The organism is Pseudomonas sp. GCEP-101, from assembly GCF_025133575.1.
Taxonomy (GTDB): Bacteria; Pseudomonadota; Gammaproteobacteria; order Pseudomonadales; family Pseudomonadaceae; genus Pseudomonas; species Pseudomonas nitroreducens_B.
Genome location: NZ_CP104011.1, coordinates 885,840 through 903,582, shown reverse-complemented (window position 1 = coordinate 903,582; position 17,743 = coordinate 885,840). Strand labels below are relative to the sequence as shown.

The window sequence follows — 17,743 nt, the reverse complement described above, 5'->3', positions numbered from 1 at the left end:
TCGCCCCCGTTCACGGAACGGTCGGCTACTCCCCAATGACGCCGCGCATTCTAGCGGATTGGCCGGGCAGCTCAACCCGGGTGTCACCAGGTATCGATCAGTGGGCGCTTTTTTCCCTGGCGCGGGGCAGGCCTGGGCGTCGATGCCAGCCCGCGCAGCACCCAGCGGCGGGTATCGGCGGGGTCGATGACGTCGTCGATCTCCAGGTAGCTCGCCATGTTCAGGCCCTTGCCGTTGCGGTAGGCGGCGGCGACCAGCTTGTCGAACAGCTTCTGCCGCTCCTGCGGGTCTTCGATGGCGGCCAGTTCCTTGGCGTAGCCCAGGCGAATCGCGCCTTCCAGCCCCATGGCGCCGAACTCGCCGCTGGGCCAGGCGACGGTGAACAGCGCGGCGTGGAAGCTGCCGGCGGCCATGGCCTGTGCGCCGAGGCCGTAGCCCTTGCGCAGGACGACGGTGAAGAAGGGAACCGTGAGGCTGGCGGCGGTGACGAACATGCGCGAGACGTGGCGCACAGTGGCGGTCTTTTCCGCCTCCGGGCCGACCATGAAGCCGGGGGTGTCGCACAGCGAGATGATCGGCAGGTCGAAGGCGTCGCACAGCTGCATGAAGCGCGCGGCCTTGTCACCGGCCTCGGCGTCGATGGCGCCGCCCAGGTGCATGGGGTTGTTGGCGATTAGGCCGAAGGGTTTGCCTTCGATACGCACCAGCGCGGTGACCATCCCGGCGGCGAAGTGCCGGCGCAGTTCGAGCACCGAGCCGCTGTCGGCCAGTTGCTCGATGACCTGGCGAATGTCGTAGACGCGCAGGCGGTTCTCCGGCACCGCATGGCGCAGCAGGCGCTGGTCGGCGCACTGCCAGTCGGCGCTGTCGCCCTGGAAATAGGCCAGGTACTGGCGGGCGATGCGGGTGGCTTCGGCCTCGTCTTCCACCAGCACGTCGATCACGCCGTTGGCGCTCTGCACGTCGCTGGGGCCGACTTCCTCGGGGGCGAACTTGCCCAGGCCGCCGCCCTCGATCATCGCGGGCCCTGCCATCCCCAGGCTGGTGTCACGGGTGGCGATGATCACGTCGCAGCAGCCGAGCAGTGCGGCATTGCCGGCGAAGCAGCGGCCGGAGACCACGCCCACCAGCGGCACCAGCCCGGAGAGCCGCGCCAGGCCGACGAAGCTCATGTTGTCCAGTCCGGCCACGCCAACGAAGTCGGTATCGCCGGGGCGCCCGCCGCCGCCTTCGGCGTAGAGCACCAGCGGGATGCGCCATTGCTCGGCGAGGTGCAGCATGCGGTCGGTCTTCTTGTGGTTCATCACGCCCTGGGTGCCGGCAAACACCGTGTAGTCGTAGGCCAGCACCAGGCAACGGGCCTTCTCGTCGCCGAACTGCGCGGCGTTGATGCTGCCCAGGCCGCTGACCAGGCCGTCTGCGGGGCTGCTGGCGATCAATTCCTCGACGCTACGGCGGCGACGCTGGGCGGCGATGGCCAGGGCGCCGTACTCGATGAAGCTGCCCTCATCCAGCAGGTCGGCGAGGTTTTCGCGGGTGGTGCGCTTGCCGATCCGGTGGCGCTTGGCGACGGCGTCCGGGCGGCGTTCGTCGAGGCCGATGGCGTGGCGTTCGAGGACTTCCGCGAGGTCGGCACGAATGGCGTCGAGGTCCACAGCGGTGGCACCCTCGGCCTCCCGGGCTTCGATCTGCGCCGGCTCGACGAACAGCAGTGCGTCGCCCTCGCCGAGACTGTCGCCGGGCGTGGCGGCGAGGCTGTGGACGATGCCGCTGGCGCTGGCCTTTACCTCGAACTCCATCTTCATCGCCTCGACGATGGCGATGGTCTGGCCCAGGGCGACGGCATCGCCGGTGGCGACGTTCAGGCTCACCAGCACGCCGGCACTGGGCGTTGCCAGCGGGATGCTGCCGGCCGGCGCTTCGCGGTGGCGCGGGGCTTGCGCGGTGGCGCTGGCATGGCTGAAGAAACGGTGCGGGTGGGCGTGGTCCTGGGCGCCCAGCAGCGTGGGCAGGTGCTCTTCGAGGTAGCGGGTGGTGACCTGGTTGTCGGCGACCGCCGGCTGGCGCAGCAGGTTGAGCAGCAGCGGAATGTTGCTCGCCACGCCTTCGAGACGGAACTCGCAGAGGGCGCGGTAGGCGCGCTGCACCAGCTGTGGATAACCGCTGTTGCCGTGGACGATCAGCTTGGCCAGCAGCGAGTCGTAGCCGGCGCTGTTGCGGTAGCCCGCATAGCCGTAGCCGTCCACGCGCAGGCCGGGGCCGCTGGGCGGTTCGTAGGCGCTGAGCGTGCCGCAGGCCAGATGCGGTGTGCCGTCGCTGGCGAGGCTTTCCAGGTTGATGCGCAATTGCAGGGCGTGGCCGCGCGGCGAGGGAATCTCGGCCTGGGTCAGGTTCAGCTCGGCGAGGCTGGCGCCGGCGGCGATGCGCAGTTGTGCCTGCACCAGGTCGATGCCGGTCACCGCTTCGGTGATGGTGTGCTCCACCTGCAGGCGCGGGTTGGCCTCCATGAACACGAAGTCGCCGCTGTCCTCGTCCAGCAGGAACTCGAAGGTGCCCAGGCCGCGGTAGTTCACCGCATCGGCCAGGCGCACGGCGGCGCTGAGCAGGGCGCCGCGCAGGCGCGGATGCAGGGTGGGGCTGGGGGCGATTTCGAGCAGCTTCTGGTGGCGCCGCTGCAGGGTGCAGTCGCGCTCCCACACATGGCTGACGCTGCGACCGTCGCCGATCACCTGCACTTCGATGTGGCGGGCGTGCTGGATCAGCCGCTCCACGTAGAGGCGATCATCGCCAAAGGCGGCGCGGGCTTCGGCCTGGCAGCGGGCGTAGGCCTCGGCGATTTCCTCGACGCTGCGTACCGCGCGCATGCCGCGCCCGCCGCCACCGGCGAGGGCCTTGATCATCATGCCGGCGCCGGACGGCAGTTCGCGGAAGAAACGCTCGGCCTCCTCCTGGGAGGTGGCGCGGTTGCTGCCGGCAGCCAGCGCCACACCGTGGTCGCGGGCCAGGTCGCGGGCACGGGCCTTATCACCGAAGACCTCGAGCACCTCCGGCGACGGGCCGACGAAGGTCAGGCCGGCCGCTTCGCAGCGGCGGGCGAATTCAGCGTTCTCCGACAGGAAGCCGTAACCCGGGTGGACCGCATCGCAGCCGTGGGCGAGGGCGATCTCGAGGATCCGTTGCTGGTCCAGGTAGGCGCTGGCGCCACGCCCGATGAGGGCTGCCGCCTGATCGGCCTGGCGCGTGTGCAGCGAGGTGGCGTCGTCCTCGGCGAAGATCGCCAGCGTCGGGATACCCAGCTCGGCAGCGGCGCGGGCAATGCGGATGGCGATCTCGCCACGGTTGGCGATGAGCAGGCGGGTGACGGGCATGGCGATTCCGGTTGTGGTTCTTGTGGTAGGGAATCACTGCATCTTAGGGAGCGGGCGGGGCGGGGGAACGAACTGCGGTCTTGCGAATGGCAGAGGCTTCGCGGGCGTTATGAGCGGCGACCGACCAGGCGGCCGGCCGCCGCGCAGGGGATCACCCGTTGGCTCCGCCGTCACCGGCGTTCTTCTTCAGCAGCTGCAGGGCTTTTTCGGTTTGCGCGATGCAGGCCTTGGTGTCGCCGGCGGCCTGGGCCTGGGCGGCTTTTTCTTGCAGGCGCATGGCCTGTTCCTGGGCCTGGGTGTTGTTGGTGACGGTTTTCACTGCGTCATCGACTTTCTGCAGATTGTCACTGCACAGGTCGGCGGCGAATGCCGGCGACGCCAGCAGGGCGGCGGTAATGATCAGGGCGGCACGTTTCATGGCAGTACTCCTGTCAACTTGACCGTTGTCGTGGGCCGAACAAGCGGGCCGTACAGGGTGGACTGCGGGGTTTTGGCGGGAGTTCAGAGTATGTGCCCAGCGGTAGCCGGGAGTTCGACACACACGCCCAGGCCTGCGCCCTCCAGCCCTTCGTGCAGGGAAATGCGCCCGTGGTGGATTTCCACGATGCGCTTGACGATCGGCAGGCCCAATCCGCTGCCGTGGCTGTTGGCCACGCTGGGGCTGCGGTAGAAGCGGGTGAAGATGGCCGCCTGCTCGGCCGCGGCGACGCCGGGGCCGTTGTCGCGCACCCAGAGGGTCACGCGGTCGACGCCCTGTTCCAGGCTGACCGCCACGCGGCCGCCTTCGGGGGTGTAGCGCAGGGCGTTGCCGACCAGGTTGGTGAGCAGCAGCCCGAGCCAGGCGGCGACGCCGGGCAGGGTGGCGTCCTGGCTGTCGAGGGTGAGTTCGATGTGTTTGTCGATGGCTTGCGGCGCGAGGTCGGCGATGGCGTCTTCGGCGAGCAGGCGCAGGTTCACCGGGGCGAAGATTTCGTGCAGCTCTTCGGCGTCCAGCCGTGCCAGCAGGAGGATCTGCTCCATCAGCGCGCCGATGCGTTCGACACTGCGGCTCACCTGCTGCAGGCCGTGGGCGTGGGCGGCCGGGTCCGAGGAGCGCAGCGCCACCTGGGCGTGGGTGCGCAGGCTCGCCAATGGCGTGCGGATTTCGTGGGCGGCGTCGCTGGTCAGCCGGCGCTCGGCCTCCATGGCCGAGTTCAGGCGCTCCAGCAGCAGGTTCAGCTCGTTGACCAGGCTGTGCACCTCCACCGGCGCGCGGCTCAGGGCCAGTGGGTGCAGGCTGTGGGCGCCGCGCTGGTGCACCTGTTCGATCAGGCTGCGCAGCGGCGCGAGGCCCTGGCGTACGCCGAACCACACCAGCACGGCGAACAGCGGCAACGCCAGCAGCAGCGGGAACAGCGCGCTGAACAGCAGCAGGTGCAGGGTCTTGTGGCGGAAGTGCAGGTCCTCGAACACCCAGATGCGTACTTCGTCGGGCCCCGACGTGGCCATCTGCAGCACACGCCAGTTGACCCCGCCGGCAAGCAGGTCGGAGAAGCCCGGTGGCTGTGCTTCGATGCCCTTGGGCGGCTTGTGGGTGGCCAGCAGGGGCTGGCCGCGGTACCAGATGGCATAGCCGAGCGTGGCTTCGCGGCGGATCAGCGGCAGCCCTTCGATCGCCTTGCGGCTGCGCGCGAGGATCTCCATGGCGTCGCTGGACTGCGGGTCGATGGCGTCGGCGACGTCGACCAGGCTCAGCGCGGCCTGGCCGAAGTCGATCATGTCCTGGTCGTAGAGGCGGTTCACCTGTTCGCGGGTCAGGTGGTAGGTGAACAGGCCGGCCACCAGCCACAGCACGGTGACGCCGCCGATCAGCGTCAGCAGCAGGCGGCGGCTGATGGAACCGGCGCGGCGCACGCTGCCGCTCAAGACTGGGGCGCGCCGTCGGGGCGGTCGATGCCGTAGCCGATGCCGCGTACGGTGCGGATCAGGCCGTTGCCCAGCTTGCGTCGCAGGTGGTGGATGTGGACTTCGATGGCGTTGCTTTCCAGGTCGCCGTCCCAGCCGTACAGCGCTTCCACCAGGCGGGTGCGCGAGAGCACCTTGCCGCGCTGCTCCAGCAGCAGGCGCAGCAGCGCATATTCGCGGGGCGCCAGGTCCACCGGTACGCCGGCCAGGCTGACCTGGTGGGTGGCCGGGTCCAGCGCCAGATCGCCGTGCTGCAGCAGCGGCGCAGCGCGGCCGGTGTGGCGGCGGGTGAGGGCGCGGACGCGGGCGAGCAGTTCGTCGAGGTCGAAGGGTTTGGTCAGGTAGTCGTCGGCGCCGGCGTCGAGGCCGGCCACGCGGTCGGCCACCTTGTCGCGCGCGGTGAGGATCAGCACCGGGGTCAGGTCGCCGCGGCGGCGCAGGCTGCGCAGCACTTCCAGGCCGTCCTTGCGCGGCAGGCCGAGGTCGAGCACCAAGAGGTCGAACTCGTCGGTGGCCAGGGCCTGTTCGGCGGCCACGCCATCGTTCACCCAGTCCACGGTGTCGCCTTCCAGACCGAGCCCGGCGCGAATGCCGTCGCCCAGCAACTGGTCGTCTTCTGCCAATAGAATTCTCATCGTGGTCCCCTCACCGGCCTGTGCAGCAGGATAGCTGGCGCCATCCGGTTCGGGCAGAGGGTGCCAGCGCTCGCTTAACGAGGGGTTAAGAAAAGTGGCCGGGTTGGCGCCGCCTGCGGCCAATCGCGGACGGAGTCCGCTCCTACGCGGGCCGGGACCTGTAGGAGCGAGCTTGCTCGCGAACATCGCGGCTTCGCCTCGTCTCGTACAATCGGGCGAGCCTCGGTTCGCGAGCAAGCTCGCTCCTACGAAGAGCGTTGCGTGGCGCGGGTGACGCGATCCACCAGGTAGACCACCCCGCGATAGTCGATGCCGCCGTGGGCGGACAGGCCGATCTCGCAGGTGCGGCTGGTGGAGACGCCTTCCTCGCAGTATTGCACCGCGTCCTTGAGCGTGCGCAGCGAGTGCGCGTTCAGCTCGGGGGTGGTGAAGCCCTTGTCGCCAGCGAAGCCACAGCAGTGGATGCCCTCGGGAATCACCACCTCGCGGGTGCAGCGCTTGACCAGGTCGATCAGCGCCTGGCTCTCGCCCAGGTGCTGGGTGCTGCAGGTGACGTGCACGGCCACCGGTTTGTCCTGTGGCTGAAAGTCCAGGCGCTCGACCAGGTGGGTGCGGATGAACTTCACCGGGTCGTAGATCTTCAGCCGGTCGTCCGCCAGGTCCTGCACCAGGCGCAGGGTGCAGGGGCTGGTGTCGCAGTAGATCGGATCGAGGCCGCCACGGCTGGCGCGCAGGAGTTCGGCGAGCAGTTCGTCGCGCTTGGCGTCGGCCTGCTGCCGGTAGCCCTTGGAGGCGAACGGCTGGCCGCAGCAGAGGTTGTCGGCGTTGTCCGGGAAGACCACCTGGTAGCCGGCCTTCTCCAGCAGTTGGCGGGTCTTGTCGATCAGCGGCATCTGCTCCTCGTCCGCCGCCGCCGGCCCCATCGCGCGGGACATGCAGGCGGTGAGGTAGACGACGCGCGGCTTGCCGTTATCCACAGGTTGCGGTGGGGCGGCCAGGCGCACCGGCTGCGGCATGGCGGGCGTCCATTGCGGCACGCGGCCCTTGCTGGCATGGCTGATCGACGCGCTGAGACGCGCCAGGCGTGGCGCGCCCAGCAGCAGGCGTGCACCATTGGCGGCATGCAGCATGAGCTTCGCGCCCTTGAGCGCCGTGGCGAAATGGCGTGCGAGCCAGGTGGCGGTGCCGGCGTGGTGCGCTTGTTCGCCGCGCAGCTTGCGGATCAGCTCGCCGGTGTTGATGTTCACCGGGCAGCGCTGGGCGCACAGGCCGGTGGCGGCGCAGGTGTCGATGCCCTGGTACTGGTAGTCGCGTTCCAGCGCCGTGGTGTCGAGCCCGGCGCGGCGCCTGGCCTGGATGTCGCGCCACATGACGATGCGCTGGCGCGGGCTCAAGGTCAGCCCTCTGGATGGGCACACCGGTTCGCAGAAGCCGCACTCGATGCACTTGTCGACGATGGCGTCGGCGGCCGGCAGCGGCTTGAGGTTCTTCAGGTGCAGTTGCGCATCGTCGGTCAGCACCACGCCGGGGTTGAGGATGCCGGTGGGGTCGAGCAGGCGCTTCAACTGCCACATCAGCTGGTAGGCGTCGTGGCCCCATTCCAGCTCGACGAAGGGTGCCATGTTGCGCCCGGTGCCGTGCTCGGCCTTGAGCGAGCCGCCGTATTCCACCGCGACCAGGTGCGCGACGTCGTCCATGAAGGCCGAGTAGCGCGCGATCTGCTCGGGCGACTCGAAGCCCTGGGTGAAGACGAAGTGCAGGTTTCCTTCCAGCGCATGGCCGAACAGGATGGCCTCGTCATAGCCGTGCTTGTCGAACAGTGCGATCAGGCGGTGGACGCCTTCGGCCAGTTGTTCGACGGGGAAGGTGACGTCCTCGATGATCACGGTGGTGCCGGTCTCGCGCACCGCGCCGACGGCCGGGAAGGTGTCCTTGCGGATGCGCCAGAGCTGGTTGTAGACCACCGGGTCTTCGCTGAAGTCGACCTGCTTCTCCACCGGGAACTCGGCGATGGAGGCGCTGATCTGCGCGAGTTGTTCGTGCAGCAGCGACTGCGTGGCCGCGCGGGATTCGATGAGCAGCGCACAGGCGCCGTCGGACAGGCTCTTCACCCATACCGGCATGCCCTGCATGTCCTGCACCGATCGCAGGCTGCGGCGGTCCAGCAATTCCACGGCGGATACCGGCTGTTGCTTGAGCACGGGCACCGCCTTGCAGCAGGTCTCCACGTCGGGGAAGACCACCAGCGCGCTGGCCTTGTGCGGGTGGTCCGGCACGGTGTCGTAGGTCACTGCGCTGATGAAGCCCAGGGTGCCCTCGGAGCCGACCATCAGGTGGGTGAGAATATCCAGCGGATCGTCGTAATCGACCAGCGCGTTCAGCGACAGGCCGGTGGTGTTCTTCAGCCGGTACTTGTGGCGGATCTTCGCGGCCAGTTCAGTATTGGCTCGGGTTTGCCGGCCCAGTTCGGCGAGCTGGTCGAGCAGGGCGCCATGGCTGTCGCGGAAGGCGGCGATGCTGTCGGGCAGCTCGCTGTCCAGCAGCGTGCCGTCGGCCAGCAGCAGGCGCATGCCGGCCAGGGTGTGGTAGCTGTTCTGCGCCGTGCCGCAGCACATGCCGCTGGCGTTGTTGGCGACGATGCCGCCGATCTTGCAGGCGTTGATCGAGGCCGGGTCGGGGCCGATCTTGCGGCCGAAGGGTGCCAGCCAGGCGTTGGCCTGGGCGCCGATGACGCCGGGCTGCAGGCGGATCTGCGTGCCGCCGTCGCGAATGTCGCGGCCGTTCCAGTTGTCCCCCAGCACCAGCAGCACCGAGTCGCTCACGGCCTGGCCGGAGAGGCTGGTACCGGCGGCGCGGAAGGTCACCGCCACCTGGTGGGCGTGGGCGGACTTGAGCAGGCTGGCGACTTCGTCTTCGCTTTCGACGCGGATCACCAGCTTGGGGATGAGCCGGTAGAAGCTGGCGTCGGTGCCGAAGGCCAGGGTCGAGAGCGGATCGTCGAAGCGGCGCTCGCGGGGGATCAGGTGTTCTACCGTGTCGAGGAAAGCGGCAGGGAGGCTCATGGCGGCTCCAGTCATCATCGGTGAGCGTGGACCGCTGGGCGGCCCATCGGTGTTCTTGTGGGTAGAACGCGCGTTTGGCGTCCCTTGTAGGAGCGAGCTTGCTCGCGAACCGGGCCGGCACGAAGGTGGGCGGGTTCGCGAGCAAGCTCGCTCCTACAAGCGCAGCGCTTACTGTCCGAGTTCGCGCACCAGCGAGTCACGGGTGATCTCGCCGATGGTCTTGGCGCCGGTCAGCACCATGGCCACGCGCATTTCCTTCTCGAACAGGTCCAGCAGGTTCTTCACGCCCGCTTCGCCGTGGGTCGCCAGGGCGTAGAGGAAGGCGCGGCCGATCAGCACGGTGTCGGCGCCCAGGGCGACCATGCGCACCACGTCGAGGCCGTTGCGGATGCCGGAGTCGGCGAGGATCTTCAGGTCGCCCTTCACTGCGTCGGCAATCGCCGGCAGCGCGCGGGCGCTGGAGAGCACGCCGTCGAGCTGGCGGCCGCCGTGGTTGGACACGACGATGCCGTCGGCGCCGAATTTCACCGCGTCCCGGGCGTCTTCCGGGTCGAGGATGCCCTTGATGATCATGGGGCCGTCCCAGAATTCACGGATCCACTCCAGGTCCTTCCAGGATATCGACGGGTCAAAGTTGGCGCCCAGCCAGCCGATGTAGTCGGCCAGCCCCGTGGGGTTGCCGCGGTACTTGGAGATATTGCCCAGGTCATGGGGCTTGCCCAGCAGGCCGACGTCGAAGGCCCAGGACGGGTGGGTCATGGCTTGCCAGACGCGGCGCAGCGGCGCGTTCGGCCCGCTCATGCCCGAATGCGCGTCACGGTAGCGGGCGCCGGGCACGGGCATGTCCACGGTGAACACCAGGGTCTTCACGCCCGCGGCCTTGGCGCGCTCCAGGGCGTTGCGCATGAAGCCGCGGTCTTTCAACACGTAGAGCTGGAACCACATGGGCCGCTCGATGGCCGGGGCGACTTCCTCGATGGGGCACACCGACACCGTCGACATCGTGAAGGGGATGCCCTTCGCGGCCGCCGCGCGGGCTGCCTGTACTTCGCCGCGCCGGGCGTACATGCCGGTCAGGCCGACCGGTGCCAGGGCGATGGGCATGCTCAACGTCTCGTCGAACAGCTTCGTCTCAAGGCTCAGCTCGGACATGTTCTTCAGCACGCGCTGGCGCAGGGCGATGCCGGCCAGGTCGTCGACGTTGTTACGCAGGGTGCGCTCGGCGTAGGCGCCGCCGTCGGCGTAGTGGAAGAGGAACGGCGGCAGCTTGCGTTGGGCTGCGGCGCGGTAGTCGGTAGAGGCAGAAATGATCATTGGGCTCTTCCGTTTTGAGAGAAAAGTTTTGGATCGAGCGAGCTAGAGCGAGACAAGGCGGAAATGGCCGAGGGAGCGGAGCCTACAACTGTAGGTGAGCACCCCAAGGCCATTTCCAACGCAGTATCGCCGACGCGCAGCCGATCAGCGCTCGGTCAGTGAACCAGCATGCCGGTGAAGATATAGGCCTGGGCCAGGGTGATCAGACCCACCAGGGCGGCGAACATCAGGCTGTGCTTGAGGGTGAAGCGGAACAGGTCGGATTCCTTGCCGACCATCCCGGTGGCGGCGCAGGCCACGGCGATGGATTGCGGCGAGATCATCTTGCCGGTCACGCCGCCGCTGGTGTTGGCGGCCACCAGCAGGGTGTCGTTGACCCCGATCTGGTGCGCGGTGGTGGATTGCAGCGAGCTGAACAGGGCGTTGGACGAGGTATCCGAACCGGTCAGGAACACGCCCAGCCAGCCGAGGAACGGCGAGAAGAACGGGAACGCCGCGCCGGTGCCGGCCAGCACCAGCGCCAGGGTGGTGGACATGCCCGAGTAGTTGGTGACGAAGGCGAAGGCCAGCACCATGCCGATGGAGAGGATCGGCCATTTCAGCTCGATCAGGGTCTCCTTGAAGGTGGTCAGACCAGTTTTCGCGCCAATACGCAGGATGAACATCGAGAGCACCGCGGAGAGGAAGATCGCGGTGCCGGTGGCCGAGACGGGGTCGAGCTTGAACACGGCGGCGATCGGCGTCGGGTTGGCGACGATGGGCGCAGTCTTCACCACCAGTTGGTCCAGGTGCGGGATGGCGAAGTTGAACACCAGGCTGTACAGCGCGCCGCCCGGCGCGAAGAGCGCCTTGAACGGCTTCAGGGTCCAAATGGTGACCAGCACGGTCAGCACCAGGAAGGGCGACCAGGCCTTGAGGATTTCGCCAAAGCTGTAGGGCGTCGGTTCGGCGCCGCGCGGGCCGTTGCCGCCCAGCACAGCAGCGCCGCCCGCGGTGGCGATCACTTCACGCTCGCCGGCCGGCTGCCAGACTTTCAGGAACAGGGTCAGGGAAATCAGGCTGACCAGCGCGGAGGTGATGTCCGGCAGTTCCGGGCCGATGAAGTTGGAGGTGAAGTACTGGGTAATGGCGAAGCTGCCACCGGCGACCAGCGCGGCCGGCCAGGTTTCCTTCACGCCCTTGAAGCCGTCCATCATGAACACCAGCCAGAACGGCACGAGGATCGACAGGAACGGCAGTTGGCGGCCGGTCATGGCGCCGATCTTGAAGGCGTCGATACCGGTGACCTGGCCGGCCACGATGATCGGGATGCCCAGGGCGCCGAAGGCCACCGGCGCGGTGTTGGCGATCAGGCACAGGCCCGCGGCGTACAGCGGGTTGAAGCCCAGGCCGACGAGCAGGGCGGCGGTAATCGCCACCGGCGCGCCAAAGCCCGCCGCCCCTTCGAGGAAGGCACCGAAGGAGAAGCCGATCAGCAGCACCTGCAGGCGCTGGTCGCTGGTGATCGACAGCACCGAGCTGCGGATCACTTCGAACTGGCCGCTCTTGACCGTGAGTTTGTACAGGAACACCGCGGCGACGATGATCCAGGCGATCGGCCACAGGCCGTAGGCAAAGCCATAGCCGGCGGCGGCGATGGCCATGTCGGCGGGCATGCCGAAGGCGGCGATGGCGATGATGATGGAGAGGGCGAGGGTAATGCTGCCGGCGACGTGGCCCTTGAGGCGGAACACGGCGAGGGCGAGGAAGAAGAACACGATCGGAATGACGGCGACCAGCGCGGACAGGCCGAGGCTGCCGAGCGGGGTGTAGATCTGCTGCCAGGTTTGCATCTGGTTGGCTCCCTAATTGTTTTTGGGTGGAGGGCCTGGTTGCCGGTCGGGCGATTCCGATGCGCTTGTGGCGCCTGGGCAGGTCGGTCGACTGATCGCGGCTGATTTTTCGTGAACTGTTGTCGTTCGATTCGGTTTCCGGTAAATTGGTATGACCAATTTACAAGGCCGAGCGCTCAGGGTAAAAGCCCTGCTGGCGGCATGTCAATTTGCTGCCCTGCGACTTTTGTCGAGAGCGTGAGGTGGGACGGTGCGAAGGTGGGGTCGGCGGCGGTACGGGGCTGGCTGCTCCGTACCGTACACGCCGCGCTCTAGAATGCGGCTCGGAGCACGATAGCCAGGGGAGTTCACCCGCATGAGTTTTGGTCAGGTCAAGCAACGCCGTCTGTCGGACGACATCGTCGAGCGGCTGGAGGCGATGATCCTCGAAGGCACCCTCAAGGCCGGGGAGCGGCTGCCCGCCGAGCGCGTGTTGGCCGAGCAGTTCGGTGTGTCGCGGCCGTCATTGCGCGAGGCAATCCAGAAGCTCGGCGCCAAGGGGCTCCTGGTCAGCCGCCAGGGTGGCGGCAACTACGTCAGCGAAGGGTTGGGCTCGATGTTCAGCGATCCGCTGCTGCACCTGCTGGAGAGCAATCCGGAAGCGCAGCGCGACCTGCTGGAGTTTCGCCACACCCTGGAAGGTTCCTGCGCGTTCTATGCGGCGCAACGTGCCACCGAGGTGGATCACCAGCGCCTGACGCAGGCGTTCGACACCCTGCAGGACTGTTACCAGCGCCACGGCAAGGTCAGTCGGGCGGAGGAAGGCGCGGCCGATGCCGCCTTCCATCTGGCCATCGCCGAAGCCAGCCACAATGCGGTGTTGCTGCACACCATCCGCGGCCTGTTCGACCTGCTCAAGCGCAACGTGGTGACCAACATCGGCGGGATGTACGCGCAGCGCGACGAAACCCGCGAGCAGCTGATGCGTCAGCACCGCGAGTTGTACGAGGCAATTGTGGGCGGGCACGCGGAAGCGGCGCGGGAAATTTCCCAGCGGCACATCGACTACGTGCAGGAAGTGCTGGCCGAGGTGCAGGCGAAGGAATTGCGCCTGCAGCGGGCACAGCGACGCCAGGGCGCGGCGGACGCCTGATCGGCCACGCCCTCGCAGGAGGGCGCGGGAAGGCGCAGAAGGGCTTAGTCGTCCTTGCCGTGACGAATGGCGCGCTGGATTTCCCGGTCGGAGTCACGCTCCTTCTCGGTGCCGCGCTTGTCGTACTCTTTCTTGCCCTTGGCCAGTGCGATCTCGCACTTGATCAGGTGCTTTTTCCAGTACATCGACAGGGCGACGCAGGCATAGCCTTTCTGTTGTACGGCACCGAACAGCTTGCCCAGCTCGCGCTTGTGCAGCAGCAGCTTGCGCGTGCGCACCGGGTCGGCGATGACGTGGGTGCTGGCAGTGGTCAGCGGCGTGATGTGGCTGCCCAGCAGCCAGGCTTCGCCATCCTTGAGCAGCACGTAGCTGTCCACCAGCTGCGCCTTGCCGGCGCGCAGGCTTTTCACTTCCCAGCCGGCCAGGGCGACGCCCGCCTCGAAGCGCTGCTCGATGAAGTAGTCGTGCAGAGCCTTCTTGTTCTGCGCGATGGTCCCCGAAGGGTGCTTTTTCTGTTTAGCCATAGGCCGCGCATTATAGGGAGTCGCTCGCCGCGCCGCTATCAGGACAGCGTGCGACGGCATGCAAGCTTGAGGGTGTGTGGCTAATCTCGGACAATGCGCGCTGTTTTTTTGATCGGCGGGCATCGATCGCGGTCAGATGCCCCACAACACAAAGCGAGAAATCTATGAGCACGCATATCCAGCGTTCGGCGCTGCTGCCCTATCCGGCGAAGGCGCTGTACGACCTGGTCAACGATGTGGCGCGCTATCCGGAGTTCCTGCCCTGGTGTTCCGCCTCCACCGTGCTGGAGGAAAGCGAGACCGCCATGCGCGCCGAGCTGACCGTGGCCAAGGGCAGCCTCACCCAGCGCTTCACCACCCGCAACGTGCTGGTGCCGGGGCAGAGCATCGAGATGAATCTCGAGGAAGGCCCGTTCACCCAGCTCCACGGCGTCTGGACCTTCAAGGCCCTGGGTGACAAGGCCTGCAAGATTTCCCTCGACCTGACCTTCGACTACGCCGGCGCCCTGGTGAAGGCCACCTTGGGCCCGCTGTTCACCCAGGCGGCGAACACCATGGTCGACGCCTTCTGCCAACGCGCCAAGCAGCTGCATGGCTGAATCCGCCAGTATCGCCATCGAGGTCGTCTACGCCCTGCCGCACAAGCAGGTCCTGCTGCGCCTCAGCGTTCCGCGCGGCACGCGGGTGCGCGAGGCGGTGCTGTTGTCCGGCATTGCCGGGCAGTTTCCCGATCTGGATGTGCAGGGCTGCCCGTTGGGCATCTTCGGCAAGGTGGTAGCCAGGCCCGAGGAGCGGGTGCTGGAAGCGGGCGAGCGGGTGGAAATCTACCGTCCGCTGGTCGCCGATCCCAAGGAAGTGCGCAAGCAGCGCGCGGCCCGAGCCAGAGCAGCGCGCGGCTAGTCCGCCTGCGCTGAAATCGCAGGCAACAAAAAGCCCGGCATTGGCCGGGCTTTTTCGTGGGCGTGAACCCGTTACTGCGGGTTCTTGTCCAGCGGTTCCGGAGTCGGGATCGGCACGGTTTCCACCTGGTCGACTTCCTTCTGGATCTGCTCTTCCACGGAGCCGGGCTTGGCCGGTTCTTCCTTGGGCTGTTCGGGCTGCTGCTGGGTCGGCTGCGCCGGCGTAGTGGTGGCGCCGCCTTCCTTGCCGAGGATCGACTCGTCGCGGCTGACGCCGGGCATGAAGTCGCCGTTGAGGCCGATCAGCTGGTCGTTTTCGCCGAAGTACAGGCTCATGCGCTCCTGCTGGCGCTGACCGCCACCGGGCTGGATGCTGTAGAGGTAGTCCCAGCGATTGGGGTGGAAGGTGTCCACCATCAGGGGGTTGCCCATGATAAACCGCACTTGGCGCCGGGTCATTCCGGGCTTCAACTGGTCTATCATGTCCTGCGTTACAACGTTGCCCTGCTGGATGTCGATCTTGTAGACCCCCGGGAACGAGCAACCGGCGAGTGCGGCGAGTCCCAGCCCGAAAGCGAGACTGGTCAGCATGAGCTTGGCGTTTTGCATCAAGGGGTGACTTCCACTATCTTGGCTGAGCGACGAAATCCCGATCATACCTGTATTGAGAGATGCTGCGAAGCATTCCGCGCCGAGAAAGCACACATGGTTGAAAATAGCGAACTGCGCAAAGCCGGACTCAAGGTCACGCTGCCGCGCGTCAAGATCCTCCAGATGCTCGATTCCGCCGAGCAGCGCCACATGAGCGCAGAGGATGTATATAAAGCGCTGATGGAGGCAGGTGAAGACGTCGGTCTGGCGACTGTCTACCGCGTCCTGACCCAGTTCGAAGCCGCCGGCCTGGTGGTGCGCCACAACTTCGATGGCGGTCATGCCGTCTTCGAGCTGGCCGACAGCGGTCACCATGACCACATGGTTTGCGTCGATACCGGCGAAGTCATCGAGTTCATGGACTCGGAAATCGAGAAACGCCAGAAGGAGATCGTCAAGGAGCGCGGCTTCGAGCTCGTCGATCACAACCTGGTGCTCTACGTGCGCAAGAAGAAGTAAGCGCACGCAGATGCAAAAACGGCGACCCTCGGGTCGCCGTTTTCGTTTGTGCGGCTTTTACGTAGGAGCGAGCTTGCTCGCGAACGGAGCTTTCCGGCAGAACCGGAGTTGCACGGTTCGCGAGCAAGCTCGCTCCTACAGGTTTATTTCTCAGCTCTGGACGGCCGAATCGACCATCTTGCGGGCGTGGGCCAGGGATTCCTTGGTCAGATCGACGCCGCCGAGCATGCGGGCAATTTCCTCGATGCGTTCGGCCTTTTTCAGATTGGCCACGGCGGTGCGGGTCTCGCTGGTGTCGCGGTCCTTGTGCACGAACAGGTGCTGGTGGCCCTGGGCCGCGACTTGCGGCAGGTGGGTGACGGTCAGCACCTGCCCGCGATCGCCGAGGCGGCGCAGCAACTGGCCGACCACTTCGGCGGTGGGGCCGCCGATGCCCACGTCCACTTCGTCGAAGACCAGTGTGGGGATGCGCGAGGTCTGCGCGGTGATTACCTGGATAGCCAGGCTGATACGCGACAGCTCACCACCCGAGGCAACCTTTGCCAGGCCCTTCAGCGGTTGGCCGGGGTTGGCGCTGACCAGGAATTCCAACTGCTCGAGGCCATTGACCTGCGGCTCGTCCGCCGTGGACTCGCGCAGCTCGATGGCGAAGCGTCCGCCCGGCATGCCCAGCCGCTGCATTTCCACTTCCACGGCCTTGGCCAGCTTCGGTGCGGCGTCCTGGCGGAGACGGCTGAGTTCCGCGGCCTTTTCCTGGTAGTGGCGGGCGTAGGCGGCCAATTCGTCGCCCAGGCGCTCCACGGCTTCGTCGTCGGCGTTCAGTGCCTCCAGTTCGTCCAGCAGGCGCTGTTGCAGGTCCTGCAGTTCATGGGGCTGCACCCGGTGCTTGCGCGCCAGGCTGTAGATGGCGTCCATGCGCTCTTCCAGCTGTTGCAGGCGCATCGGGTCGGCGTCGAAATGATCGACGAAGCGGTTCAGCTCGCCGATGGCCTCTTCGACCTGGATTTGTGCGCTGGACAACAGATTCACCGCTTCACCCAGTGCGGCCGGCTGGCTCTGAAAGGCGGTGAGGCGGTTGAGGCTGGATGTCAGCGCGGACAGCACGTTGCCGGCGTCGCTTTCGCTGCACAGCTCGACCACCTGGCGACAGGCGGCGATCAGGCTGCCGGCGTTGCTCTGGGTCTTGTGTTCGGCTTCCAGCGACTCCAGTTCGTTGTCACCCAGGCCGAGGTTTTCCAGCTCCTCCAGCTGATAGCTGAGCAGTTGGTGGCGGGCTCGCTGTTCTTCGCCGTTGCGCGACAGGCGGTCCAGCTCCTGGCGGGTCTGCTTCCAGCGCTGCGCGGCGAGGTGAACCTGGCGCGCCAGGTCCTGGCTGCCGGCGTATTCATCCAGCAGGCGGCGGTGGGTGTCGGCCTTGAGCAGCGACTGGTGCTCGTGCTGGCTGTGGATATCGATCAGCAGCTCGCCCAGGTGCTTGAGGTCGCCCAGCGGGCAGGGCGAGCCATTGATGTAGGCGCGCGAGCGGCCCTCGGCGGTGATCACCCGGCGCAGGATGCATGGGCCGTCATGCTCCAGGTCACGCTCGGCGAGCCAGTCGCGGGCCTCGGCAATCGCGCTGACATCGAAGCTGGCGAGAATGTCGGCCTTGTCGGCGCCGGGGCGCACCACGCCGCTGTCGGCGCGGTCGCCCAGGGCGAGCCCGAGGGCGTCGAGCATGATCGACTTGCCGGCGCCGGTTTCGCCGGTGATCACGGTCATGCCGGCGGCGAGCTCGAGATCGAGGTGCTCGACGATGGCGTAGTTGTGCACAGACAGGTGAACCAGCATGGGCGGCGGCTCCGTAGAAATGTCTGGTTATTTATACAGTATTTTTTGCGGCTGGCAATTCTCCCTCGTCGCCTGCCGGCCTGCCTTGAGGCGACA

At 66.9% G+C, this 17,743-nt stretch carries 14 protein-coding genes; 4 read left to right on the top strand and 10 right to left on the bottom strand.

All coding sequences use genetic code 11. From position 1 onward, the window contains the following. Positions 1-83 precede the first annotated feature (83 nt). The 7 genes from N0B71_RS04155 to N0B71_RS04125 all read right to left on the bottom strand — a co-directional run bounded on the left by N0B71_RS04155 (position 84) and on the right by N0B71_RS04125 (position 12,155). The gene (locus tag N0B71_RS04155) at positions 84-3,368 is read right to left on the bottom strand and encodes an acetyl-CoA carboxylase family protein (RefSeq protein WP_259757434.1); all 3,285 of its coding nucleotides are present in this window, start codon (positions 3,366-3,368) and stop codon (positions 84-86) included. A gap of 151 nt (positions 3,369-3,519) precedes the next feature. Further along, positions 3,520-3,786, bottom strand: a complete 267-nt coding sequence (locus N0B71_RS04150) for a hypothetical protein (protein WP_259757433.1) — start codon at positions 3,784-3,786, stop codon at positions 3,520-3,522. A gap of 83 nt (positions 3,787-3,869) precedes the next feature. Continuing rightward, the gene (locus tag N0B71_RS04145; protein WP_259757432.1) at positions 3,870-5,261 is read right to left on the bottom strand and encodes a sensor histidine kinase; all 1,392 of its coding nucleotides are present in this window, start codon (positions 5,259-5,261) and stop codon (positions 3,870-3,872) included. Positions 5,262-5,269: 8 nt separating this feature from the next. Beyond that, on the bottom strand, positions 5,270-5,947 hold the full coding sequence (locus N0B71_RS04140; RefSeq protein ID WP_259757431.1) for a response regulator: 678 nt from the start codon (positions 5,945-5,947) through the stop codon (positions 5,270-5,272). 245 nt (positions 5,948-6,192) lie between these two features. Further along, positions 6,193-9,009, bottom strand: a complete 2,817-nt coding sequence (locus N0B71_RS04135; RefSeq protein ID WP_259757429.1) for an FAD-binding and (Fe-S)-binding domain-containing protein — start codon at positions 9,007-9,009, stop codon at positions 6,193-6,195. A 168-nt stretch (positions 9,010-9,177) separates the two neighbouring features. Beyond that, positions 9,178-10,323 (bottom strand): FMN-dependent L-lactate dehydrogenase LldD, encoded by a 1,146-nt coding sequence (gene lldD, locus N0B71_RS04130; RefSeq protein WP_259757428.1) that lies wholly within the window; start codon positions 10,321-10,323, stop codon positions 9,178-9,180. A gap of 155 nt (positions 10,324-10,478) precedes the next feature. After that, a complete protein-coding gene (locus N0B71_RS04125) occupies positions 10,479-12,155 on the bottom strand; it encodes a lactate permease LctP family transporter (protein ID WP_259757426.1) in 1,677 nt (558 codons plus the stop codon). A 355-nt stretch (positions 12,156-12,510) separates the two neighbouring features. Here N0B71_RS04125 and N0B71_RS04120 point away from each other — a divergent pair, with 355 nt between their 5' ends. Continuing rightward, positions 12,511-13,287: an FCD domain-containing protein gene (locus N0B71_RS04120; RefSeq protein WP_259757424.1), complete on the top strand. Its 777-nt coding sequence runs from the start codon at positions 12,511-12,513 to the stop codon at positions 13,285-13,287. Between the two features lie 44 nt (positions 13,288-13,331). Here the strand turns inward: N0B71_RS04120 and smpB are convergent, their stop codons facing one another. Beyond that, positions 13,332-13,811, bottom strand: a complete 480-nt coding sequence (gene smpB, locus N0B71_RS04115) for an SsrA-binding protein SmpB (RefSeq protein ID WP_017518965.1) — start codon at positions 13,809-13,811, stop codon at positions 13,332-13,334. Positions 13,812-13,975: 164 nt separating this feature from the next. Between smpB and N0B71_RS04110 the strand changes: the two genes are divergently transcribed. Together N0B71_RS04110 and N0B71_RS04105 are read left to right on the top strand one after the other, a co-directional pair. After that, positions 13,976-14,410 (top strand): type II toxin-antitoxin system RatA family toxin, encoded by a 435-nt coding sequence (locus tag N0B71_RS04110; protein WP_259757423.1) that lies wholly within the window; start codon positions 13,976-13,978, stop codon positions 14,408-14,410. Continuing rightward, positions 14,403-14,711, top strand: coding sequence for an RnfH family protein (locus N0B71_RS04105; RefSeq protein WP_259757422.1), 309 nt, complete (start codon positions 14,403-14,405; stop codon positions 14,709-14,711). The genes N0B71_RS04110 and N0B71_RS04105 overlap by 8 nt, the downstream gene beginning before the upstream one ends. 71 nt (positions 14,712-14,782) lie before the next feature. Here N0B71_RS04105 and N0B71_RS04100 read toward each other — a convergent pair whose 3' ends face one another. Beyond that, positions 14,783-15,319, bottom strand: a complete 537-nt coding sequence (locus N0B71_RS04100; RefSeq protein WP_259757420.1) for an outer membrane protein assembly factor BamE — start codon at positions 15,317-15,319, stop codon at positions 14,783-14,785. Between the two features lie 96 nt (positions 15,320-15,415). Between N0B71_RS04100 and fur the strand changes: the two genes are divergently transcribed. Continuing rightward, a complete protein-coding gene (gene fur, locus N0B71_RS04095; RefSeq protein ID WP_009613072.1) occupies positions 15,416-15,820 on the top strand; it encodes a ferric iron uptake transcriptional regulator in 405 nt (134 codons plus the stop codon). A gap of 150 nt (positions 15,821-15,970) precedes the next feature. On the opposite strand, the gene recN is transcribed toward fur, so the two are convergent. Next, positions 15,971-17,647, bottom strand: coding sequence for a DNA repair protein RecN (gene recN / locus N0B71_RS04090; RefSeq protein WP_259757419.1), 1,677 nt, complete (start codon positions 17,645-17,647; stop codon positions 15,971-15,973). Positions 17,648-17,743: the final 96 nt, after the last annotated feature.